The sequence below is a fragment of the Streptomyces sp. NBC_00154 genome (assembly GCF_026342835.1).
Taxonomy (GTDB): Bacteria; Actinomycetota; Actinomycetes; order Streptomycetales; family Streptomycetaceae; genus Streptomyces.
This window is the reverse complement of record NZ_JAPEMI010000001.1, coordinates 4,274,134-4,295,505: the sequence shown is the minus strand read 5'-3', so window position 1 is coordinate 4,295,505 and position 21,372 is coordinate 4,274,134. Positions and strand designations below refer to the sequence as shown.

At 71.0% G+C, this 21,372-nt stretch carries 19 protein-coding genes; 11 read left to right on the top strand and 8 right to left on the bottom strand.

Going from position 1 to position 21,372, the window contains the following annotated elements:
* Window positions 1–61: 61 nt before the first annotated feature.
* The 4 genes from OHA03_RS19290 to OHA03_RS19275 all read right to left on the bottom strand — a co-directional run bounded on the left by OHA03_RS19290 (window position 62) and on the right by OHA03_RS19275 (window position 5,561).
* A complete protein-coding gene (locus tag OHA03_RS19290; RefSeq protein ID WP_267005064.1) occupies window positions 62–1,027 on the bottom strand; it encodes a serine hydrolase in 966 nt (321 codons plus the stop codon).
* A 229-nt stretch (window positions 1,028–1,256) separates the two neighbouring features.
* On the bottom strand, window positions 1,257–2,942 hold the full coding sequence (locus OHA03_RS19285; protein ID WP_267005063.1) for a thiamine pyrophosphate-binding protein: 1,686 nt from the start codon (window positions 2,940–2,942) through the stop codon (window positions 1,257–1,259).
* On the bottom strand, window positions 2,939–3,916 hold the full coding sequence (gene speB, locus OHA03_RS19280; protein WP_030970834.1) for an agmatinase: 978 nt from the start codon (window positions 3,914–3,916) through the stop codon (window positions 2,939–2,941). The genes OHA03_RS19285 and speB overlap by 4 nt, the downstream gene beginning before the upstream one ends.
* A gap of 178 nt (window positions 3,917–4,094) precedes the next feature.
* On the bottom strand, window positions 4,095–5,561 hold the full coding sequence (locus tag OHA03_RS19275) for a sodium:solute symporter (RefSeq protein WP_267005062.1): 1,467 nt from the start codon (window positions 5,559–5,561) through the stop codon (window positions 4,095–4,097).
* A gap of 132 nt (window positions 5,562–5,693) precedes the next feature.
* Between OHA03_RS19275 and OHA03_RS19270 the strand changes: the two genes are divergently transcribed.
* The 4 genes from OHA03_RS19270 (at window position 5,694) to OHA03_RS19255 (ending at window position 10,556) form a co-directional block, all read left to right on the top strand.
* Window positions 5,694–7,241 (top strand): PucR family transcriptional regulator, encoded by a 1,548-nt coding sequence (locus OHA03_RS19270; RefSeq protein WP_267005061.1) that lies wholly within the window; start codon window positions 5,694–5,696, stop codon window positions 7,239–7,241.
* A gap of 231 nt (window positions 7,242–7,472) precedes the next feature.
* Entirely contained in the window at window positions 7,473–8,630 is a 1,158-nt protein-coding gene (locus OHA03_RS19265; protein WP_267005060.1) for an acyl-CoA dehydrogenase family protein, read from the top strand.
* A 19-nt stretch (window positions 8,631–8,649) separates the two neighbouring features.
* Window positions 8,650–9,525 carry an acyl-CoA thioesterase II gene (gene tesB, locus OHA03_RS19260; protein ID WP_267005059.1) on the top strand — a complete coding sequence of 292 codons (876 nt, stop codon included), beginning with the start codon at window positions 8,650–8,652 and terminating at the stop codon, window positions 9,523–9,525.
* A gap of 38 nt (window positions 9,526–9,563) precedes the next feature.
* Window positions 9,564–10,556 (top strand): cation diffusion facilitator family transporter, encoded by a 993-nt coding sequence (locus OHA03_RS19255; RefSeq protein ID WP_267005058.1) that lies wholly within the window; start codon window positions 9,564–9,566, stop codon window positions 10,554–10,556.
* A 13-nt stretch (window positions 10,557–10,569) separates the two neighbouring features.
* Here the strand turns inward: OHA03_RS19255 and OHA03_RS19250 are convergent, their stop codons facing one another.
* From OHA03_RS19250 to OHA03_RS19235, 4 genes are all read right to left on the bottom strand, one after another.
* The gene (locus OHA03_RS19250) at window positions 10,570–11,349 is read right to left on the bottom strand and encodes a phosphatase (protein WP_267005057.1); all 780 of its coding nucleotides are present in this window, start codon (window positions 11,347–11,349) and stop codon (window positions 10,570–10,572) included.
* 92 nt (window positions 11,350–11,441) lie between these two features.
* Entirely contained in the window at window positions 11,442–11,969 is a 528-nt protein-coding gene (locus OHA03_RS19245; protein ID WP_267005056.1) for a GNAT family N-acetyltransferase, read from the bottom strand.
* A 160-nt stretch (window positions 11,970–12,129) separates the two neighbouring features.
* The gene (locus tag OHA03_RS19240) at window positions 12,130–12,483 is read right to left on the bottom strand and encodes a hypothetical protein (protein WP_267005055.1); all 354 of its coding nucleotides are present in this window, start codon (window positions 12,481–12,483) and stop codon (window positions 12,130–12,132) included.
* A gap of 41 nt (window positions 12,484–12,524) precedes the next feature.
* Window positions 12,525–13,133, bottom strand: a complete 609-nt coding sequence (locus OHA03_RS19235) for a TetR/AcrR family transcriptional regulator (protein WP_267005054.1) — start codon at window positions 13,131–13,133, stop codon at window positions 12,525–12,527.
* Window positions 13,134–13,242: 109 nt separating this feature from the next.
* Here OHA03_RS19235 and OHA03_RS19230 point away from each other — a divergent pair, with 109 nt between their 5' ends.
* The 7 genes from OHA03_RS19230 to OHA03_RS19200 all read left to right on the top strand — a co-directional run bounded on the left by OHA03_RS19230 (window position 13,243) and on the right by OHA03_RS19200 (window position 21,291).
* Complete coding sequence (locus tag OHA03_RS19230) at window positions 13,243–14,850, top strand: carboxyl transferase domain-containing protein (protein ID WP_267005053.1); 1,608 nt, start codon at window positions 13,243–13,245, stop codon at window positions 14,848–14,850.
* A gap of 8 nt (window positions 14,851–14,858) precedes the next feature.
* The gene (locus OHA03_RS19225) at window positions 14,859–16,952 is read left to right on the top strand and encodes an acetyl/propionyl/methylcrotonyl-CoA carboxylase subunit alpha (RefSeq protein ID WP_267005052.1); all 2,094 of its coding nucleotides are present in this window, start codon (window positions 14,859–14,861) and stop codon (window positions 16,950–16,952) included.
* Window positions 16,949–17,893, top strand: coding sequence for a hydroxymethylglutaryl-CoA lyase (locus OHA03_RS19220; RefSeq protein WP_267005051.1), 945 nt, complete (start codon window positions 16,949–16,951; stop codon window positions 17,891–17,893). Before OHA03_RS19225 ends, OHA03_RS19220 begins: the two co-directional genes overlap by 4 nt.
* 8 nt (window positions 17,894–17,901) lie before the next feature.
* Window positions 17,902–19,062 carry an acyl-CoA dehydrogenase family protein gene (locus OHA03_RS19215; RefSeq protein WP_267005050.1) on the top strand — a complete coding sequence of 387 codons (1,161 nt, stop codon included), beginning with the start codon at window positions 17,902–17,904 and terminating at the stop codon, window positions 19,060–19,062.
* Between the two features lie 92 nt (window positions 19,063–19,154).
* On the top strand, window positions 19,155–19,796 hold the full coding sequence (locus OHA03_RS19210) for a GNAT family N-acetyltransferase (protein ID WP_267005049.1): 642 nt from the start codon (window positions 19,155–19,157) through the stop codon (window positions 19,794–19,796).
* The gene (locus OHA03_RS19205) at window positions 19,793–20,152 is read left to right on the top strand and encodes a hypothetical protein (protein ID WP_267005048.1); all 360 of its coding nucleotides are present in this window, start codon (window positions 19,793–19,795) and stop codon (window positions 20,150–20,152) included. The genes OHA03_RS19210 and OHA03_RS19205 overlap by 4 nt, the downstream gene beginning before the upstream one ends.
* 113 nt (window positions 20,153–20,265) lie before the next feature.
* Window positions 20,266–21,291, top strand: coding sequence for an ABC transporter substrate-binding protein (locus tag OHA03_RS19200; RefSeq protein ID WP_267005047.1), 1,026 nt, complete (start codon window positions 20,266–20,268; stop codon window positions 21,289–21,291).
* The last annotated feature ends 81 nt before the right edge of the window (window positions 21,292–21,372 follow it).

Genomic DNA, 21,372 nt, shown 5'->3' with positions numbered 1-21,372 from the left:
TCATCCCGCCGTCACAAAGATGGTCCGTTCGGCCTACGCCCGGACCCGGATCCGCGAGGAACTACGGCTGCGGTGTGGCCGTCACCATCGGCACCGCAGAAGCCTCGGGCACTGCCGGAATCGCTTCCTGCGGCTTCGCCGGCGGGGCGATCGTCGTCTGCGCGGTGGCGGCCGGGTTCAGGTCCTTGTGGATGGCCCGGGCGACCGCCTGGATGGTGTTGATGCCGTCGTTCATCGTCTTGTTGTCCTGGGTGAGCACGGTGATCCCGTAGTCGTGCCCCTTCCCGGTGAACGCGCCGATGCTGTGCACCCGCCAGCCGTGCGTGGCGCGCGGCAGCCAGCCGTTCTTGACCTGGACGGTCACCCCGGACGGGGCACCGGCGGGCGTCCCCCAGCGCTGCGAGGAGATGACCTTGCGCATCAGGCCGAGCTCGTACGCGCGCGAGTTGTCACTGAGCACGGAGTTCTTCGCGGTCAGCAGGGACAGCAGTCGCAGCTCGTCCTGCGCGGTGATCTGGGTCAGTCCCCAGTAGCCCCCGGAGCCGGGCACGGTGTGCGTCATCCCCGCGGCCTTCAGGAACGCCTTCACCTTGGTGACGCCGAGCTGCTTCCACAGGCTGGTGGTCGCGTTGTTGTCGGACTTGGTGATCATGGCGGTGGCGAGGTTGACCTCGCGCTGCGTGAGGTAGCGGTTGTGCTTCTTGTTGTCCCAGAGCAGCGTCGCGAGGACGGTCGCCTTCACGACGCTCGCGGAGTCGTACTTGCTCGTGGACCGCATCGTGCACGACGTCTTGGTGGTCCGGTCGTAGAGCGCGATCGCCGTGGTCGACGAGCGCCCCTTGAGTGCGGCGGTGATGTCCTTCGACAGCTTGGCGGCGAGCCCCGCCTTGCCGGAGGTACAGCTCACCGTCGGAGTCGCGGCAGCGGCGGGCGTGGCTGCGAGGGCCACGGGTGCGAGCACGCCTGCGGCGAGCGTGACGGCGAGCGCGGAGTGTGCGCGGCGGTGAATACGAGGCCGGTCCGTCATGAGACGTCTCCCCCTGAGTGATCTGCGTGGTGCGCCCCCTGCACACCTGGCACACAGAAGACTCCTGAGCGGCCGAAAAGTTGTACGCGTCCGGCCCGGACGACGGGGTTGTGACGCGGGACACCGGCTTCGGGGCGAGCGGCACCGACTCGTCCGCGAGGTCGGTGAGGACCTCGCGGACGAGGGGAGGTTCCGGGTCCGTGTCCCGGGACCTCAGTGGGGTCGCGGCCTACAGATGCGTCGGCTCGAACATCCTGAGCAGTGCCGGGAGCACGACCACCGAAGGACCGGGCTCCGCGAAGGACTTCGCCAGGTCGTCGGCGAGCGTCTCCGGGGTCGTGCGGACCGCCGGTACGCCGAACGACTCGGCGAGGGCGACGAAGTCCGGCCGGGACAGTTCCGTCGCCGTGGCCTCGCCGAACGCACCCGTCATGTACTCGCGCAGGATGCCGTAGCCGCCGTCGTCGATGATCAACCAGGTGACCGGCAGGTCGTACTGACGGGCCGTGGCCAGTTCCGCGATCGAGTACATCGCGCCGCCGTCGCCGGAGACCGCCAGGACCGGCTTCGTACGGTCCGCCGCCGCCGCGCCGAGCGCGGCCGGGAAGCCGTAGCCGAGACCGCCCGCGCCCTGCGCCGAGTGCATGGTGTTGGGGTGGCGGGCGTCGAAGGCGGACCAGGCCCAGTAGGCGAGGATCGTCATGTCCCAGAAGCTCGGGGACGTGTCGGGCAGCGCTTCGCGCACCGAGGCGATGAGCTGCTGTTCCAGGGTGAGGTCCTGGCCGGCGATCCGTTCGCGTACCGCTTCGAGCACCGTACGGACGCGTTCCGCGGCCGACGGGTCCTCGCGGCGGTCGACCGCTTCGAGGAGGTCGGTGAGGGCCTCGCGGGCGTCGGCGTGGATGCCGAGCGCGGGGTGGTTGGACTCCAGCTTCCCGGCGTCCGCCTCGATCTGGATGACCCGGCCGCGCGGGCTGAACGTGTGGTAGTTCGAGGAGAGTTCGCCCAGTCCGGAGCCGATGACCAGCAGGACGTCCGCCGCTTCGAGGAAGTCCGTCGTGTGACGGTCCTCCAGCCAGGACTGGAGCGAGAGCGGGTGCTCCCAGGGAAAGGCGCCCTTGCCGCCGAACGTGGTGACGACCGGGGCGTCGATCTTCTCCGCGAGAGCGAGCAGCTTGCCGGACGCGTCGGAGCGTACGACTCCGCCGCCCGCGATGATCGCCGGCCGTTCGGCGTTCGCCAGCAGGTGGGCCGCCACGGCGGTCAGCTCGGGGCGGGCGTGGAGCGGCCTCGGCGTGGCGTCCATGGCGGTGACCGCCGGCAGGGTGGTCTCGGCCAGGAGCACGTCCTGCGGGATCTCGATCCAGACCGGGCCGTGCGGGGCCGTCAGCGCGGACTCCCAGGCGGCGGCGATCGCGGACGGGATCTGCGACGCCGTACGGACCGTGTGGACGGACTTCACGACGTCGCGGAACGACGCCTTCTGGTCCCGGAGTTCATGCAGGTAACCGTGGCGCCCGCCGCCCAGGCCCGCGGTCGGGATCTGGCTGGAGATGGCAAGCACGGGCGCCGAGGCGGCCGCCGCCTCCTGGAGTGCGGCGAGGGAGGTGAGGGCCCCCGGGCCGGTGGAGAGCAGCAGAGGGGCGACTTCCCCGGTGATCCGGCCGTACGCGTCGGCGGCGAAGCCCGCGTTGTTCTCGACGCGCAGGCCGACGTACGAGAGGGACGAGCGGCGCAGCGCGTCGAACATGCCGAGCGCGTGCTGGCCGGGCAGGCCGAAGACGGTGGTCGCGCCGAGGCCCTGGAGGGTCTCGACGACGAGGTCGCCGCCGTTGCGTCCGGCCGACGGGTTCAGCGCGGCCGCGATCTGCTCGGGGGTGAGCTGCGGGCGCTCGTCGTGGTGGTCGTGGGTCACTTGCCCTCGGCCCCCTTCGCCGCCGCGATCTGACGGGACATGATCGTCGTGAGTTCGTACGCCGTGTGCGAGGCGGCGACGGAGGTGATCTCGGCGTGGTCGTACGCGGGGGCGACCTCGACCAGGTCGGCGGAGACCAGGTTGCAGGAGGACAGGCCGCGGACGATCTCGAGGAGCTCGCGGGAGGTGAGACCGCCGGCCTCGGGGGTGCCGGTGCCGGGCGCGTGCGCCGGGTCCAGCACGTCGATGTCGATGGAGATGTACAGCGGGCGGTCGCCGATGCGCTGGCGCAGCTGGTCGGCGATCTCGTCGACACCGCGGCGCATGACGTCGGCGGAGGTGACGATGCCGAAGCCCATCTTGGCGTCGTCGTCGAGGTCCTGCTTGCCGTACAGCGGGCCGCGCGTGCCGACGTGGGAGAGCGCGGACGTGTCGAGGATGCCCTCCTCGACGGCCCGGCGGAACGGCGTGCCGTGGGTGTACTCGGCGCCGAAGTAGGTGTCCCACGTGTCGAGGTGGGCGTCGAAGTGGAGCAGGGCGACGGGGCCGTGCTTCTTCGCGACGGAGCGAAGGAGGGGCAGCGCGATGGTGTGGTCGCCGCCGAGCGTCATCATGCGGGCGCCGGTACCGAGCAGATCGTCGGCCGCGGCCTCGATCGTCTCGACGGCCTCGTTGATGTTGAACGGGTTGGCGGCGATGTCACCGGCGTCGGCGACCTGCGCGAGGGCGAACGGCGAGGCGTCCTGCGCCGGGTTGTACGGGCGCAGCAGGCGCGACGCCTCACGGATGGCGTTGCCGCCGAAGCGGGCACCGGGGCGGTACGAGACACCCGTGTCGAAGGGCACGCCGACGACGGCGACATCGGCGGTGCCGACCTCGTCGAGGCGGGGCAGCCGCGCGAACGTCGCTGGCCCGGCGTACCGCGGGACGCGGGAGGAGTCGATGGGGCCGCGCGGCGTTTCGTTGCTGCTCATGGGGAGTGCCTTTCTTCTGATGACGCGGGGTGGTGCGGGTACAACGGGTTGTGTCCCCAATCGCCGGACGGGCTCGGATTGCCTGCCCGGCGATTGAGGACGACAGGGCCAGGATCGAGCCCGTCGAGGGGACACCTCCCATGCCCTTGAGGCGATGGGGGATGTTGAGGACAAGTGGTCAGACGGTCACGGATTCCGGGGCCGTCTCGTCCGAGTCGGCACCCTTCCCCGCCAGCCGCTCGCGCCAGGCGACCAGCACCGCCGCATCGGTCGGCTTCGTCGCCAGGGAGACGATCACGTACACCGCGAGCGAGGCCAGCAGCCCGTAGTAGACCGGCTCGTTGGCGAGGATTCCGTAGGTCGCCATCAGGCCGATCACGGCGACGCCGCCCACCGAGACCGCGGCCAGCGCACCGGCCGCCGTGCCCCGGCGCCACAGCAGACCGCCGAGGATCGGCACCAGCAGACCGCCGACGAGCAGGTTGTACGCGACGGTCAGCGCTTCCACCACATTATTGAGCGCGATGGCGATGACGATGACGGCCACACCCATGATGAGGATGAAGACCCGGTTGCCCTTCACCTCGTCGTGCTCGTCGCCCCGGCCGCGCGACACCACGCCCCGCAGCTTCGACCAGATGTCGTTGTTGGCGACGGTGGCGCAGGCGATCAGCGCACCGGACGACGTCGACATCACCGCGGCGAGTGCGGCGGCCAGCACCAGCCCTCGCACACCCACCGGCAGTTCGTCCTTGACGATGGTCGCGAAGGCGGAGTCCGCGCTGGGCAGCTTCGGGTACATCACCTTGGCCGCGGTGCCGATGACGGCTCCGGCGAGCGCGTAGACCAGGCAGTACGTACCGGCGACGGTACCGCCCCAGCGCGCGGTGCGGTCGGTGCGTGCGGTGAACACGCGCTGCCAGATGTCCTGACCGATCAGCATGCCGAAGGTGTAGATCAGCACGTAGGTGAAGATCGTCTCGCCGCCGATGCCCAGCGGGTCGAAGTACTCGGTGGGCAGCTTCGCCTTCATCTCGCTGAAGCCGCCGGCCTTGATGACCGCGATCGGCAGGAGCAGGAGCAGCACACCGATCGTCTTGACGACGAACTGCACCATGTCCGTGAGCGTGATCGACCACATGCCGCCGAGCGTCGAGTACGCGACGACGATGGCGCCGCCGAGGATGATCGCGACGGTCCGGTTCATGTCGAAGAGGACGTCGAAGATGGTGGCGTACGCGATGGTCGAGGTGACCGCGAGCATCAGCGTGTACGCCCACATCACGACGCCGGAGATGAGGCCGGCCCTACCGCCGTAGCGCAGGTCGAGCATCTCGGAGACGGTGTAGACCTTCAGCCGGGCGATGCGCGCCGAGAAGAAGATGGACAGGGCGAGCAGTCCGAGACCGATGGTGAAGACCATCCAGGCGCCGGAGAGCCCGTACTGGTAGCCGAGGCCGACGCCACCGATGGTGGACGCGCCGCCGAGGACGATCGCGGCCATGGTCCCGGAGTACATCCAGGGGCCGAGGCGGCGGCCCGCCACCAGGAATTCGCTCTTGGACTTGGCGCGGCGCATGCCCCACCAACCCATGGCGAGCATGCCGGCCAGATAGACGACGATCACCGCGTAGTCGACAGCCATGGGCTTCCTCCGTCTCAGTCACGTTGCGGGTCATTGCGGGATGTGTGGTTCGTGAAGACGGTAGGTGGCCCACAGGCGGCGCTGAAGTGTACGTTTTATCCAATCTCGCCGTAGCCAATGGATGGACCGTCCATGCCGGACACTCCCACCGGGCCCTCCGCCCCCACCGGATCCACCGTCCCCGCCGCTCCTTCCGGGTCCGCCGCTCCTTCCGGGTCCGCCGCCCCCTCCGGGTCGGCTCCCCCCACCCCGCCGATCCCGCTCGCCGAACTGCTCGCCCGCGAGGATCTCGGGCTGCGCCTGATCGCGGGCCCGGCCCACGTCGACCTGCTGTGGGTGCACACCTCGGAGATGGCCGACCCGTACCCGTATCTGCTCGGCGGTGAGCTGCTGCTGAGCGCCGGAGTGCTGCTCAAGGAGCCGGACACGTATGTCGCCCGGCTGGTGGAGGCCGGGGCGGCGGCGCTCGGCTTCGGGGTCACCCCGGTGCACGACGCGGTGCCGCAGGCGCTGATCGAGGCGTGCGACCGGCACGGGCTGCCACTGGTGGAGGTGCCGCCCGCGACGCCGTTCACAGCGATCGCGCGGGCGGTGTGGCGACTGATGGCGGAGGCCCGGCACCGGGAGCTGCGCCGGGTGACGCGCGCCCAGCAGGCACTGGCGACGGCCGCGGCCCGGCCGGACCCGGTGCCCGCGGTGCTGCACCAGCTTGCCGCGCAGCTGGCGGGCCGGGCGATGCTGCTCTCCGCGGCCGGCGAGGAGCTGCACGCGGCGGGCCGCCGCCCGGCCCCCGAGGTACGGGCGGCCCTGACCCGGCTGGCCCGCGTGGTCTCCCCCACCGCCGCCCCCGTCTCCCCGGCCCCGACGTCCGCGACCGACACCCTCGGCGACACGCATCTCTTCGCGTACGCGCTCGGCGGCGGGCAGGGGCTCGTCCTGGCGCTGGCGACGGGGCGGCGCGAGGCGGGCGACCACACGGTCACCGGGATCGCGGTCGTCCTCCTCTCCCTGCTGGCCGCCCCGCACCAGGGCGCCGACGCCGCGGGCCGGTCGGCGGGGCTCGTGCGGCTGCTGCTCGGCGCGGACCCGGTGGCCGTCGCCCCGCTGCTCGGCGGCGCCGAACTCTGGACGGTGGTGCACGCACGCCGCAGCGGCGGCGGCCCGGTCGACCCGCTCACCGCCGGGGCGCTGGGCGCCGCCCTCGGGTCGGCCCTGGTCGACGCGGGCCGGGGCGGCGACGCCGTCAAGGTCCTGGTCCCGGGCGGCGACCGGATCACTCCGCAGCCCGGCTGGACGCTCGGCACCTCCGCCCCGGCCCCCATCACGGCACTGGACCTCGCCGACGGTCAGGCGGCCCGCGCGCTGGGCCGCGCCGTGGCCACCCGTACCCCGCTGGCCCACCACCACACCGACACCGGCCGGGGCCTTGCCGCTCTCGTCCCGCGCGCCGAGGCGGAGGCGCACGCCCGCGCGCTGCTCGCTCCGCTCACCCCCACGCTCGCGGAGACGCTCCGCTGCTGGCTGAGCCTCCACGGCAGCTGGGACCGCACGGCCGCAGCCCTCCAGGTCCACCGCAACACGGTCCGCCAGCGCATCGCCCGCTGCGCGACGCTGCTGGACGCGGACCTGGACGACATGGACGTACGGACGGAGCTCTGGTTCGCACTGCGGCAGCCGTGAGGCCCCGCCGACCGGTCCGGCGGTGAGATCGCGGCCGGCCGGTCCGGCAGTGGGATCGGGGCCGGCCGGTCGTGCGTGAGCGCCGGCTGTGATGTGGGCGACCCCCGCCGGCCAACTCTGGACAGCCCCGGTGACTGCCGGGTAACTTTTGACCAGAGCTGAGCAAGCGCTTAGCCAGCCCTGGCCGAAGCTCACTCACCGCTGACCGAAGCTGACAGAGGAGGCACCCCCGTGCGCCGTACGGTATTCAACGAGGACCACGAGGCGTTCCGGGAGACCATCCGCGCCTTCATCGAGGCCGAGGTCGCGCCCGTCTACGACGAGTGGTTCGCCGCGGGCCAGGCGCCGCGCGACTTCTACGACAAGCTCGGTGAGCTGGGCATATTCGGCATCAACGTCCCCGAGGAGTTCGGCGGCGCGGGGCTGGACACGCACAAGTTCGAGGCTGTGCTCTACGAGGAGACCGCACGCGCGGGCGTCTCCTTCGGCGGCTCCGGCGTGCACGTGCTGCTCGCCCTGCCTTACATCAAGTTGCTCGCCTCCGACGAGCAGAAGAAGCGCTACCTGACGAAGTTCGTCACCGGCGAGGAGATGTGGGCGCTGGCGATGACCGAGCCGGGCACCGGCTCCGACGTCGCGGGCATGAAGACCACCGCCAAGCTCTCGGAGGACGGCACGCACTACGTCCTCAACGGCGCCAAGACCTTCATCACCGGTGGCGTGCACGCCGACCGCGTGATCGTGTGTGCCCGCACCTCCGCCCCGCGCGAGGACGACCGCCGCTTCGGCATCTCCCTCTTCGCCGTGGACACCAAGTCCGAGGGCTACTCCATCGGCCGCAAGCTCGACAAGCTCGGACTGCGCACCTCCGACACCGCCGAGCTGGCGTTCGTCGACGTGAAGGTGCCCGTCGAGGACCTCCTCGGCGAGGAGAACAAGGGCTTCTACTACCTCGGTCAGAACCTGCCGTCCGAGCGCTGGGGCATCGCCTTCGGTGCGTACGCGCAGGCCAAGGCCGCCGTCCGGTTCGCCCAGCAGTACGTGCAGGAGCGCACGGTCTTCGGCAAGCCGGTGGCCTCGTTCCAGAACACCAAGTTCGAGCTGGCCGCCTGCCAGGCCGAGGTCGACGCCGCCGAGGCCGTCGCCGACCGCGCCCTGGAGGCCCTGGACGCGGGAGAGCTCACGCCCGCCGAGGCCGCCTCCGCCAAGCTGTTCTGCACCGAGGTCGCGCACCGCGTCATCGACCGCTGCCTCCAGCTGCACGGCGGCTACGGCTACATGAACGAGTACCCGATCGCCCGCCTGTACGCGGACAACCGCGTCAACCGCATCTACGGCGGCACCAGCGAGGTCATGAAGTCGATCATCGCCAAGTCCATGGGTCTGTAGAGCGGTTACGTTCTTCTCCATGAGCTCAGCACTTGAATCCCTGCTCGATCTGCTCGACCTGGAGCAGATCGAGCGGGACATCTTCCGGGGCACGAGCCGTTCGGCGGTCGTGCCCCGGGTCTTCGGCGGCCAGGTCGCGGCCCAGGCACTCGTCGCCGCGGGCCGCACCGTCCCCGCGGACCGCACGGCCCACTCCTTGCACTCCTACTTCCTGCGGATGGGCGACCCGGGCGCACCGATCGTCTACAGCGTCGACCGGATCCGCGACGGCCGCTCCTTCACCACCCGCCGGGTGGTGGCCGTCCAGCACGGGCAGCCGATCTTCCACCTCTCGGCGTCCTTCCAGACGTACGAGGAGGGCCTGGAGCACCAGGCGGACATGCCGCCCGCTCCCGACCCGGAGACGCTGCCCACGGCTGAACAGATGCTCCCGCGGTACGCGGACGCGTTCACCGACCCGGGTGTCATGGACCGGCTGCTGGAGGCGCGGGCTGCGGTCGACCTGCGCTATGTCGACGCCCCGCCGTTCGCCAACGTCGGCACACCGCAGGAGCCCCGCTCCCAGGTGTGGTTCCGCACCAACGGCAAACTCGCGGACGACCCGCTGCTGCACGTCTGCATGGCCACGTACGTCTCCGACATGACGCTGCTCGACTCGGTGCTGCTCGCGCACGGGCGCGGCGGCTGGGCGGTCGGCGACGTGGTCGGCGCGAGCCTGGACCACGCGATGTGGTTCCACCGGCCGTTCCGGGCCGACGAATGGCTGCTGTACGACCAGGAGTCGCCGTCCGCGTCCGGCGGGCGCGGACTCGGTCAGGCCCGTATCTACACGCAGGACGGCCGGCTGGCGATCACCGTCATCCAGGAGGGCGTGGTCCGGGTCCCGCGGGACTGAACAGGCCACGGCCCGCCCCGTCATGGATACTCCCCACCATGAGCGCCGAGAACAGCATCGACAACAGCGCGCCTGGTGGGGAGTCCACGTTCACGGTCGTCGTCGCGGCGGTCGCCAACCTCGGTATCGCCGTGGCGAAGGCGGTCGCGGGGCTGATCAGCGGATCGAGCGCGATGCTCTCCGAGGCGGCGCACTCGGTCGCCGACACGGTCACCGAGGTCCTGCTGCTCACCGCGCTCAAGCGCAGCGAGAAGCCCGCCGACGAGGAACACCCGCTGGGCTACGGCCCGGAGCGCTACATCTGGGCGCTGCTCGCCTCGGTCGCCACGTTCGTCGGCGGCGCGGTGTTCGCCTTCTACGACGGCATCCACACCCTCGTCCAGGGCGAGGAACTCGGCGACCCGCTGATCTCGTACATCGTGCTGGCCGTGGCCTTCCTCCTGGAGGGCTTCTCCCTGCGCACGGGCCTGCGCCAGGTCCGCGGCGAGGCCGCCCGTCTGGGCGCACCCACCACCCACTACTTGCGCCACACCCCCGACACCGCGGTCAAGGCGGTCGTGATGGAGGACTCGGCGGCCCTGGCCGGCCTGGTCCTCGCCGCGGGCGGCCTGCTCGGCGGCCAGCTCTCCGGCTCCGGCGTCTGGGACGGCGTCGCGTCCCTCCTGATCGGCGCACTGCTGGTGTACGTGGCCTGGGTGCTGGGCCGGTCCAACGCCCAACTGCTGATCGGCCGCCCGGTGCCGAAGGCGATGCGGGCCGGGATCCGCGAGGAGCTTCTCTCCGTACCGCACATCATCGAGGTCCTGGAGCTCACCACCCTGATCCAGGGACCGACGGAAATCCTCGTCGCCGCGAAGATCGACTTCCGGGACGCGTCGACCGCGGCGCAGATCGAGTGGGCGTGCGAGGAGGCCGAGGAGCAGCTGCAGGAACGGTATCCGGCGATCCGCCGGGTGTATCTGGACCCGACGCCGGGGCTGGGGCTGGTCGTACGGCGCGGGGCCGCCGGCTCGGACCCGCCCGACGCCTGAGGGCGACGGGCGCTCAGATCAGCCCGGCCGCATCCAGCAGATAGTCCGTCATCGGGTCGTAGAACCGCGGGTCCAGGACATGGTCGTCCAACGGCACGACGACCTGAAGGGTGCCCTCCGCCTCCCCGAGGAAGAGCGCCGGGTCATTGCAGTCCGCGTACCCGACCGAGTCGAGCCCCCGCTGTCCGGCGCAACCCGCCCACCCGTGATCGGCGACGACCAGATCCGGCATCGGCCGCCCCTCGCGCTCCAGACCGTCCAGGACGGCCGCCATCGGCGCCGGGGAGTGCGTGTGCCACAGCGTCGCCCCGCGCTCCATCACGGCCACATCGGCGAACTGGAAGACCATGCCCTCGTCCGCCACCAGCCCGGACGGAATCCGCATGATCTCGCACCCGGCGGCCCGCAACGCATCCGCGGTCTGCCGGTGCACATCCAGCAGCCCACCCGGATGCCCGGTCGCGAACAGCACCCGCTCCGAGCCGGCAGCCGCCTTGCGCAGCCGGGCCGCCATCCGCTCCAGCGCGTCGACCGTCAGCTCCGGATCGATGGTGTCCTGTCCGTACCGGTGCTCCGGGTCGTCACTGACCCCACAGCGCTCGGCCATGACGGCGAGCACATCCTGCTCATCGGCCCACCGGTTGCCGAGCTCCAGACCCAGCCAGTAGTGGCGATCGCCGTTGGCGAGCCTGCGGTAGTGGGAGAGGTTGTTGTCACGGGGTGTGGCGACATCTCCGGCGATACGCGTACGGACGAGGTGTTCGACGAGAGCGGCACGGCTGGGTATCGGCATGAACCCATTGTGCCGTCAGGTGTGCGCAGCGTGCCGGGTGTCTTGCACGGCGGACGGCGGGGCACCCCCGCGGCTCCCGGGCCCCCGCGCTGCTACGGGCGCCGGGACACCCGGTCGGTGCTGACCGGGTCCCCGGCTTCCCGCAGATCCCGTACGAAGCGAAGGCCCGGGCGGCCGTCGAGCCGGATCTCACCGGTGGGTACGAATCCTGTACGGGCCAGCACCGCTCGCGACCCGGCGTTGTCGAGGGTCGTGACGGCCCGCAGCGTGGTCAGACCGTACTCCGCGGCGGCAAGGCCGCAGACCTCACGGACGGCGGCCGTGGCCAGCCCCTGCCCGGCGCTCTTCTCGGCGATCCGATAGCCGAGCTCGGCCGAACCGTCCGCCACATCGGCCAGGTTGACCCGCCCGTGCACCGCACCGCTGCCATCCACCAACAGATGGAAGAAGCGCTGCCCCGCAGCCTGTTCTGCGAGCAGATCGTGGTGCCGCACATCGAAGTGGGCGAAGTAGTCGTCACCACGATCGGAAATCGACGCGGCGAAGTAGTCCCGGTTCTCCTGCTCGAACGCAAGAAGGGCCGGGGCGTGGTCGAGGCGAAGGAGCTGCAATTCAGGCATGCGGCGATGCTGGTGATACGTCGGCTCGGACGTCGCCGTCCGTCGGCGTCCAACGACACGTGGGCCCTCCCGAACCTCGGGAGGGCCCACGTGTCCGTGCTTCTCCGATGTCATTGCGCTTCGGCGGGACCGTAGGGAGAGGACAGCCGGGGCGGAACTGTCAGCGATCACGCCTGGACCTGGTCACCCGTCCGCGAAGACCTCGCCGACGTCGGCGAGGACGCCGCTGCAGAGGGCCTCGCCCGCCCTCACCCTGCGGTCCGGCCTCGCCACGGACCGGCCGCCACGGATCGCCGGGCAACGCCACCGGCACCTTGCGTTCTGCCTGCGCCTGAATCTCGTAGTGCGCGTCGTGGGCGGTCACACGGAAAGCCTCGTCGTAAGAGGCCATGGCGGCGCGGACAGCTCCGCCGGCAAGACCGCGGCGGCGGACGAGGGATGCCAGCCAGGCGAAAAAGCCCATGATCGCGGCGAGCGCGCCGGTGACCACGAGGAACGGCAGGAGCTCACCCATGCAGCAGAGATTAGCGGCAGGTCCGCAGGAGTCGGCGTGCCTTACGCCTGCTCGCCCGCCGCCTCGAACGCCCCCCGCGCCAGCCGGTGCAGCAGTGCCGCCGTCGCCGTGCGACCTGGGAGGGCGCCGGGGCGGCCCAGGTGGGGGGTCGAGTTGAGCAGGCCGAAGACCGCGTGGACGGTGGCGCGGGCCTCGGTCTCGGGCAGGAGGGGGTAGCGGGCGCGGACCACTTCGACCCACAGTTCCACGTACTGCCGCTGGAGCCGGCGCACCCGCTTGCGGTCGGTGTCCCGGAGGCGGTCCAGCTCGCGGTCGTGCAGGGTGATCAGGGGGCGGTCGTCGAGGGCGAAGTCGATGTGGCCCTCGATGAGCGCGTCCAGCAGCGCCTCCGGGGAGCCGTCGCCGGAGGTCGCGTCCTCGGTGACCCGCAGCTGTCCGCCGGCCAGGAGGCGCTCGCTGATGCCGACCAGGAGTTCGGCGAGCATCGCGTCCTTGCCGGGGAAGTGGCGGTAGAGGCCGGGGCCGCTGATCCCCACGGCGGCGCCTATTTCGTCGACGCCCACGCCGTGGAAGCCGCGCTCGGCGAAGAGGCGGGCAGCCTCCTTGAGGATCTGCTCTCGGCGTGTCGGGGCGTCCGTCCTGGTGGTCATGGATTCGATTCTAGACAGTCGGGTTAGCGAGCGTTAACCTGAAGGAAACGTGTTAACGCTCATTAACCGAGTCGGCCGGACCGGCCGACCGGGCAAGGGGGCTCGACGGATGCAGCAGGCACCGGTACTGGCGAGTGCGGCGGATCCCGCGTCTCAGGGCTGGCTGGCCAATGAGGAGGCGCATCACGCGCTCGGCGACGAGCTGCGGGCGCGGCTTGCCGTGGCCAGGCTGGGCGGGGGTGAGAAGGCCCGCGCCCGGCATGTGGCGCGCGGCAAGCTGCTGCCCCGGGACCGGGTGGACGCGTTGCTGGACCCCGGGTCGCCCTTCCTGGAGCTGGCGCCGCTGGCGGCCGAGGGGCTGTACGGCGGAGCGGCCCCGGCGGCCGGAGTGATCGCCGGGATCGGGCGGGTCAGCGGCCGGGAGTGCGTGATCGTCGCCAATGACGCCACGGTCAAGGGCGGCACCTACTACCCCATGACGGTGAAGAAGCACCTGCGGGCCCAGGAAGTGGCGCTGGAGAACCGGCTGCCCTGTCTCTACCTGGTGGACTCGGGCGGGGCGTTTCTGCCGATGCAGGACGAGGTGTTCCCCGACCGGGAGCACTTCGGGCGGATCTTCTACAACCAGGCCCGGATGTCGGGGGCCGGGATTCCGCAGATCGCGGCCGTGCTGGGGTCCTGCACGGCCGGTGGGGCGTACGTCCCCGCGATGAGCGACGAGGCCGTGATCGTCCGGAACCAGGGGACGATCTTCCTCGGCGGGCCGCCGCTGGTGAAGGCCGCGACCGGTGAGGTGGTCACGGCGGAGGAGCTGGGCGGCGGCGAGGTCCACTCCCGTACGTCGGGCGTCACCGACCATCTCGCCGAGGACGACGCGCACGCGCTGCGGATCGTCCGGAACATCGTCTCGACGCTGCCCGCGCGTGCCGCCCTGCCCTGGTCCGTGGAGCCCGCGGAGGAGCCGAAGGTCGATCCCGCCGGGCTGTACGGGGTCGTGCCGGTCGACTCACGGACGCCGTACGACGTGCGGGAAGTGATCGCCCGGGTCGTCGACGGGTCACGGTTCGCCGAGTTCAAGGCGGAGTACGGGACGACGCTGATCACCGGCTTCGCCCGGATCCACGGACATCCGGTCGGCATCGTCGCCAACAACGGCATCCTGTTCTCCGAGTCCGCCCAGAAGGGTGCGCACTTCATCGAGCTGTGCGACCAGCGCGGCATCCCGCTCGTCTTCCTGCAGAACATCTCCGGGTTCATGGTGGGGCGCGACTACGAGGCCGGCGGCATCGCCAAGCACGGCGCCAAGATGGTCACAGCCGTCGCCTGCACCCGCGTGCCGAAGCTGACCGTCGTGGTCGGCGGGTCGTACGGGGCCGGGAACTACTCCATGTGCGGGCGGGCCTATTCACCGCGCTTCCTGTGGATGTGGCCCAACGCCAAGATCTCCGTCATGGGCGGTGAGCAGGCCGCGTCCGTCCTCGCGACGGTCAAGCGCGACCAGTTGGGCGACGACTGGAGCGCCGAGGACGAGGAAGCCTTCAAGGCGCCGATCCGCGAGCAGTACGAGACGCAGGGCAACGCGTACTACGCCACCGCCCGGCTCTGGGACGACGGTGTGATCGACCCCCTGGAGACCCGGCAGGTGCTGGGGCTCGCTCTGACCGCGTGTGCCAACGCCCCGCTGGGTGAGCCCGGCTTCGGCGTCTTCCGGATGTGAGGGAACAGATGACGATGTTCGACACCGTTCTTGTCGCCAACCGCGGCGAGATCGCGGTCCGGGTCATCCGGACCCTGCGCGACATGGGTGTGCGGTCCGTTGCCGTCTTCAGCGACGCGGACGCCGACGCCCGGCATGTACGGGAGGCCGATACGGCGGTACGGATCGGTCCCGCACCCGCCTCCGCGAGCTATCTGAACGTGCCCGCGCTGCTGGAGGCGGCCCGCCGCACCGGCGCGCAGGCCGTTCACCCCGGGTACGGTTTCCTCGCCGAGAACGCCGGGTTCGCGCAGGCCTGCGCGAACGCGGGGCTTGTCTTCATCGGGCCGCCCGCGTCGGCGATCTCGCTGATGGGCGACAAGATCCGGGCCAAGGAGACGGTGGCCGCGGCCGGGGTTCCGGTCGTGCCCGGGTCGTCCGGGAGCGGGCTCAGCGACGCCCAGTTGGCGGACGCGGCGCGCGGGATCGGGATGCCGGTGCTGCTGAAGCCGTCCGCAGGCGGCGGCGGCAAGGGCATGCGGCTGGTGCGTGACGAGGCGCTGCTGGCCGACGAGATCGCGGCCGCCCGCCGCGAGGCCCGTGGCTCGTTCGGGGACGACACCCTGCTCGTGGAGCGGTGGATCGACCGGCCGCGTCACATCGAGATCCAGGTCCTGGCCGACGAGCACGGGAATGTGGTGCACCTCGGCGAGCGCGAGTGTTCGCTGCAGCGCCGCCACCAGAAGATCATCGAGGAGGCGCCGTCCGTCCTGCTCGACGAGGAGACTCGGACGGCGATGGGCGAGGCGGCCGTCCAGGCGGCCCGCTCCTGCGGGTATGTGGGCGCGGGCACGGTGGAGTTCATCGTCCCGGGCAACGACCCGGCCTCGTACTACTTCATGGAGATGAACACCCGCCTCCAGGTCGAGCACCCGGTGACCGAGCTGATCACGGGGCTGGACCTGGTGGAGTGGCAGCTGCGGATCGCCTCCGGCGAGCAACTCCCCTACAGCCAGACGGACATCACGCTCACCGGGCATGCGATCGAGGCCCGGATCTGCGCCGAGGACCCGGCCCGCGGCTTTCTGCCCTCCGGCGGTACGGTGCTCTCCCTCCGCGAGCCGAACGGACCCGGCGTACGGACCGACTCGGGGCTCAGCGAGGGGGTCGAGGTCGGCAGTCTGTACGACCCGATGCTGTCGAAGGTCATCGTCCACGGTCCGGACCGCGAGACGGCGCTGCGGCGGCTGCGCGCGGCCCTGTCGGAGCTGGTGATCCTGGGCGTTCCGACGAACGCCGGGTTCCTGCGCAGGCTGCTCGCCCACCCGCAGGTGGTGGCGGGCGAGCTGGACACCGGACTGGTGGAGCGCGAGGTGGACGGGCTGGTGACGGACGGGGTTCCGGAGGAGGTGTACGCGGCAGCGGCGTTGCTGCGGCAGTCCTCCCCGGTGACCGCCTCCCCCGTGGACGCCTCCGGCTGGGTGGACCCGTTCTCGGTGGCGAGCGGCTGGCGGCTGGGCGGCACCCCGGCCCGGACCGTGCGCGACTTCCGGCTGCCGGGCCATGACCCGGTGCAGGTCTCACTGCGCGCCTGCCCGGCGGGCACCGAGCTGACGTTCGGCCATGTCGGGGAGGGCGCGCAGCCGCCGGAGCCCCCGACCGGCACCTGCGGCCCGCTGGCTCCGCTGCCCGGCGGCAGGGAAACGGCCAGAGTGATCGAGCTGTCGCCGCACCGCATCGTCCTCGAACTCGCCGGTGCCACCCACACGTTCACCCACGCCGCCTCCCCGGAGGGGACCTGGCTGGGCCGCGACGGCGACACCTGGCACGTCCAGGACCACGATCCCGTCGAGGCGTCGCTCACCGGAGCGGGCCGCTCCGGCGTCGACACGCTCGCCGCACCCATGCCCGGCACCGTCACCGTCGTGAAGGTGGCCGTCGGGGACGAGGTCGTCGCCGGGCAGAGCCTCCTCGTCGTGGAGGCGATGAAGATGGAACACGTCATCTCCGCCCCGCACGCCGGAACCGTCACCGAGCTCGACGTCACGGCCGGTTCCACCGTGGCCATGGACCAGGTACTGGCCGTGGTGGCGCCCGCGGCCGAACCCGGGGAGGACGCATGACCACCGCCCGCACCCTGCCCATGACGGTGCCCGCACCGGATCTGCCCGCCCGGGTGCGCATCCATGAGGTCGGCGCCCGCGACGGACTGCAGAACGAGAAGGCTGTCGTACCCACCGAGGTGAAGGCGGAGTTCATCCACCGCCTCGCCGCGGCCGGCCTGACCACCATCGAGGCGACCAGCTTCGTCCACCCCAAGTGGGTGCCCCAACTCGCCGATGCGGAGGACCTGTTCCCCCGTCTCGGTGACATCGAGGGGGTCGCACTCCCGGTACTCGTACCGAACGAGCGCGGGCTCGACCGGGCCGTCGCACTCGGCGCCCGCCGGATCGCCGTCTTCGGCTCGGCAACCGAGTCGTTCGCCGCCCGCAATCTCAACCGCACGGTCGACGAGTCACTCGCCATGTTCGAGCCGGTCGTCGCCCGCGCCAAGGCTGACAAGGTGCATGTCCGCGGCTATCTGTCGATGTGCTTCGGCGACCCGTGGGAGGGGCCCGTCCCCGTCCACCAGGTCGTCCGGGTCGCCAAGGCGCTGATGGACCTCGGCTGCGACGAGCTCTCCCTCGGCGACACCATCGGCGTCGCCACCCCCGGCCATGTGCAGGACCTGCTCTCCGAGCTGAACGAGGAGGGCGTGCACACCAACAGCATCGGAGTGCACTTCCACGACACGTACGGCCAGGCCCTCGCCAACACCCTCGCCGCGCTCCAGCACGGAGTGACCACCGTGGACGCCTCCGCGGGCGGCCTCGGCGGCTGCCCGTACGCGAAGAGCGCCACCGGAAATCTCGCCACCGAAGACCTCGTGTGGATGCTCCACGGCCTCGGCATCGAAACCGGGGTCGACCTCGACGCGCTCACCGCCACCAGCGTGTGGCTCGCCGAACAACTGGGCCGACCGAGCCCGTCCCGTACCGTCCGAGCCCTCTCCCACAAGGAGTGACCCCCGCCATGCCCCTGGACCACCGGCTGACCGCCGAGCACGAGGAACTGCGCCGCACCGTCGAGGAGTTCGCGCACGACGTGGTCGCCCCGAAGATCGGCGACTTCTACGAGCGCCATGAGTTCCCGTACGAGATCGCGCGTGAGATGGGACGGATGGGCCTGTTCGGGCTGCCGTTCCCGGAGGAGTACGGCGGCATGGGCGGCGACTATCTCGCCCTCGGGATCGCCCTGGAGGAGCTGGCCCGGGTCGACTCGTCCGTGGCGATCACCCTGGAGGCCGGGGTCTCGCTCGGCGCGATGCCGGTCTACCACTTCGGTACGGAGGAGCAGAAGCAGCAGTGGCTGCCCAGGCTCTGCTCGGGCGAGGCGCTCGGCGCGTTCGGGCTGACCGAGCCGGACTGCGGGTCCGACGCGGGCGGCACCCGGACGACGGCCGTGCTCGACGGGGACGAGTGGGTGATCAACGGCTCCAAGTGCTTCATCACCAACTCCGGTACGGACATCACCGCACTGGTCACGGTCACGGCGGTGACCGGCCGCAAGGAGAACGGCGCCCCGCTCATCTCGTCGATCATCGTGCCGTCCGGCACCCCGGGCTTCACGGTCGCCGCCCCGTACTCCAAGGTCGGCTGGAACGCCTCGGACACGCGCGAGCTGTCCTTCGCCGACGTGCGGGTCCCGGCGGCGAACCTGCTGGGTGAGGAGGGCCGCGGGTACGCGCAGTTCCTGCGGATCCTGGACGAGGGGCGCATCGCGATCTCCGCGCTGTCCACGGGTCTGGCGCAGGGCTGTGTGGACGAGTCGGTGAAGTACGCCAAGGAGCGGCACGCGTTCGGCCGGCCGATCGGCGCCAACCAGGCCATCCAGTTCAAGCTCGCGGACATGGAGATGCGGGCGCACATGGCCCGGATCGGCTGGCGGGACGCGGCGTCGAGGCTCGTGCACGGCGAACCGTTCAAGAAGGAGGCGGCGCTCGCCAAGCTGTACTCGTCGACGGTGGCGGTGGACAACGCGCGCGAGGCGACGCAGATCCACGGCGGCTACGGCTTCATGAACGAGTACCCGGTGGCACGGATGTGGCGCGACTCCAAGATCCTGGAGATCGGCGAGGGAACGAGCGAGGTGCAGCGGATGCTGATCGCGCGGGAGCTGGGGCTGCCGGCCTGAGGCGTGTCCGGGGCCCCCGGGGGCGGCTGCCGGATTCCTGCCGGCGGGCAATTCGTTCGACAGGGCCGGGGCCGCCCCGGCAGAGTCTGTTCATGGACCGTCGTCACTGGCCCCTCTACGGGCTCCGCATCCGCACGCCCCGCCTGGAACTTCGACTTCCGGACCTGGAGTTGCTCGACGACCTCTCGACGGTCGCCGCCGACGGGGTGCACGCTGCGGACAGCATGCCGTTCACCGTCCCCTGGACCGACAGCCCGCCCGCCGAGCGCGGCCGGGGCGTGTACCAGCACGTGCTGGGCACCGTCGCCAACTGGTCGGTGCGGAACTGGGTGCTGAGCCTCGCCGTGCTGCACGAGGGCAAGGTGGTCGGCCGGCAGGACCTGGGGGCGACCGACTTCGCGGTGACCGGTGAGGTCAATACCGGTTCGTGGCTGGGGCTGGCGTACCAGGGGCAGGGCATAGGCACCGAGATGCGGGCCGCCGTGCTGCATCTGGCGTTCGCCGGTCTCGGCGCCCGGACCGCGACCTCGTCGGCGATGCTCGACAACCCGCGTTCGCTGGGCGTCTCGCGTCGGCTCGGCTATCTGCCGGACGGGCTCGAGGTGGCCGCCCTGCGGGGCGCTCCCGTGACCCTGCAGCGGCTGCGGATCGACCGCGACCGCTGGGCGGAGTACCGGACCGTCGACGTGCGGATCGAGGGACTCGACGAGTGCCGGAGGGACTTCGGCGGATGACGCTCCTGGTACACACCTTCGTGCGGGGCAGGAGCGGCAGGCCGCACCTTCTCGACGATCCCCCGGACGGCAGCGTCATGGCCGGGTTCGAGAGCTGCCGGACCGATCTGTGGGGGTCGGAGCGGGTCCGGGCGCTAGGGGCCCGGTTCCTGCCCGAGCTCGCGTCCTGCGACCTGTACGTCGAGCCGGAGGACATCGAGGAGTTCCTCGACGAGTGCGCGCTGCTGCGCCGGTACGCGGCGGCACTCGACGCGCACTGCGGCTACCGCGAAGGCTATGTGGCCGAGCGCCTGGCCAACATCACCGCGGCGGCCCGGCGGGCCCAGGACGTGGGTGGCGGAGTTCTCGTCTGGTAGCCGGGCCGGCGGCCCATGGGCAGGGCACCTCTGGACAGTTGCTGAGGTTAGGCTAACCTATCTTCGAACTCGTCAGCGGGCGCCCACCGGCGCGTACGAAAGCAGACACACCCATGCCCAAGGTCCGGACCACCTCCCTCTCCCGTCGCGGCCTCCTGGCCGCCGGCGGCGCCGTCGGTCTCGGCGCCGTGCTCGCAGCCTGCGGCGACGAAAAGAAAGGCTCCGGCTCGGGTTCGAGCTCCGAGAAGTCCGGCCCGTGGACGTTCAAGGACGACCGCGGTCTGACCGCGAAGGCCAAGTCGACTCCGAAGAACATCGTCGCCTTCACCGGTGTCGCCGCCGCACTCCACGACTACGGCATCGAGGTCAAGGGCGTCTTCGGCCCGACGAAGACCAAGGACGGCAAGGCCGATGTGCAGGCCGGCGACCTCGACATCAGCAAGGTCGAGATCCTCGGCAACGTCTGGGGCGAATTCAACGTCGAGAAGTACGCGGCGCTCGGCCCGGAGCTGCTCGTCACCGCCATGTGGGAGAAGGACGCCCTCTGGTACGTGCCGGACGAGTCCAAGGACAAGATCCTCAAGCTGGCCCCGAGCGTCGCCCTGTGGGCCGCCCAGACCACCATCCCCAAGGCCATCCAGCGCCACGAGGACCTCGCCGCGTCCCTGGGCGCCGACGTCAAGGCCGCCAAGATCACCGCAGCCAAGGCCCGCTTCGAGAAGGCCGCGGCCCGGCTGCGCGCCGCCGCCAAGTCCAAGCCGAACATCAAGGTCGTGATCGGCTCGGCCAGCCAGGACCTCTTCTACGTCTCGCTCGCCAAGACGTCCGCGGACACCCTGTACTTCCAGGAACTGGGCGTGAAGTTCGTCGAGCCGAAGGTCAACGCCGCGGGCTTCTTCGAGGAGCTGAGCTGGGAGAACGTCGACAAGTACGACGCCGACATCATCATGATGGACAACCGCTCCTCGGCCCTGCAGCCCGACGCCCTGACGTCCAAGCCGACCTGGGCCCAGCTGCCCGCCGTGAAGGCCGGTCAGGTCATCCCCCGTACCACCGAGCCGATCTACTCGTACGACAAGTGCGCGCCGATCCTTGAGGACCTCGCGAAGGCCATCGAGGGCGCCAAGAAGGCCGGCTGACGCACCGGAAGCGCTCCGGAGCCATTCCGGAACCGCTCATCGCAGCAACGCAGTACCGGCCCGGCCCGGCCGGGAAGATCC

Coding starts and splice junctions, on each gene's coding strand:
- tesB (WP_267005059.1), top strand. CDS start 8,650: ATGAGCTCAGCACTTGAATCCCTGCTCGATCTGCTCGACCTGGAGCAG.
- OHA03_RS19270 (WP_267005061.1), top strand. CDS start 5,694: ATGCCGGACACTCCCACCGGGCCCTCCGCCCCCACCGGATCCACCGTC.
- OHA03_RS19250 (WP_267005057.1), bottom strand. CDS start 11,349: ATGCCGATACCCAGCCGTGCCGCTCTCGTCGAACACCTCGTCCGTACG.
- OHA03_RS19205 (WP_267005048.1), top strand. CDS start 19,793: ATGACGCTCCTGGTACACACCTTCGTGCGGGGCAGGAGCGGCAGGCCG.
- OHA03_RS19225 (WP_267005052.1), top strand. CDS start 14,859: ATGACGATGTTCGACACCGTTCTTGTCGCCAACCGCGGCGAGATCGCG.
- OHA03_RS19220 (WP_267005051.1), top strand. CDS start 16,949: ATGACCACCGCCCGCACCCTGCCCATGACGGTGCCCGCACCGGATCTG.
- OHA03_RS19210 (WP_267005049.1), top strand. CDS start 19,155: ATGGACCGTCGTCACTGGCCCCTCTACGGGCTCCGCATCCGCACGCCC.
- OHA03_RS19240 (WP_267005055.1), bottom strand. CDS start 12,483: ATGGGTGAGCTCCTGCCGTTCCTCGTGGTCACCGGCGCGCTCGCCGCG.
- OHA03_RS19255 (WP_267005058.1), top strand. CDS start 9,564: ATGAGCGCCGAGAACAGCATCGACAACAGCGCGCCTGGTGGGGAGTCC.
- OHA03_RS19230 (WP_267005053.1), top strand. CDS start 13,243: ATGCAGCAGGCACCGGTACTGGCGAGTGCGGCGGATCCCGCGTCTCAG.
- OHA03_RS19245 (WP_267005056.1), bottom strand. CDS start 11,969: ATGCCTGAATTGCAGCTCCTTCGCCTCGACCACGCCCCGGCCCTTCTT.
- OHA03_RS19200 (WP_267005047.1), top strand. CDS start 20,266: ATGCCCAAGGTCCGGACCACCTCCCTCTCCCGTCGCGGCCTCCTGGCC.
- OHA03_RS19275 (WP_267005062.1), bottom strand. CDS start 5,561: ATGGCTGTCGACTACGCGGTGATCGTCGTCTATCTGGCCGGCATGCTC.
- OHA03_RS19235 (WP_267005054.1), bottom strand. CDS start 13,133: ATGACCACCAGGACGGACGCCCCGACACGCCGAGAGCAGATCCTCAAG.
- OHA03_RS19290 (WP_267005064.1), bottom strand. CDS start 1,027: ATGACGGACCGGCCTCGTATTCACCGCCGCGCACACTCCGCGCTCGCC.
- speB (WP_030970834.1), bottom strand. CDS start 3,916: ATGAGCAGCAACGAAACGCCGCGCGGCCCCATCGACTCCTCCCGCGTC.
- OHA03_RS19215 (WP_267005050.1), top strand. CDS start 17,902: ATGCCCCTGGACCACCGGCTGACCGCCGAGCACGAGGAACTGCGCCGC.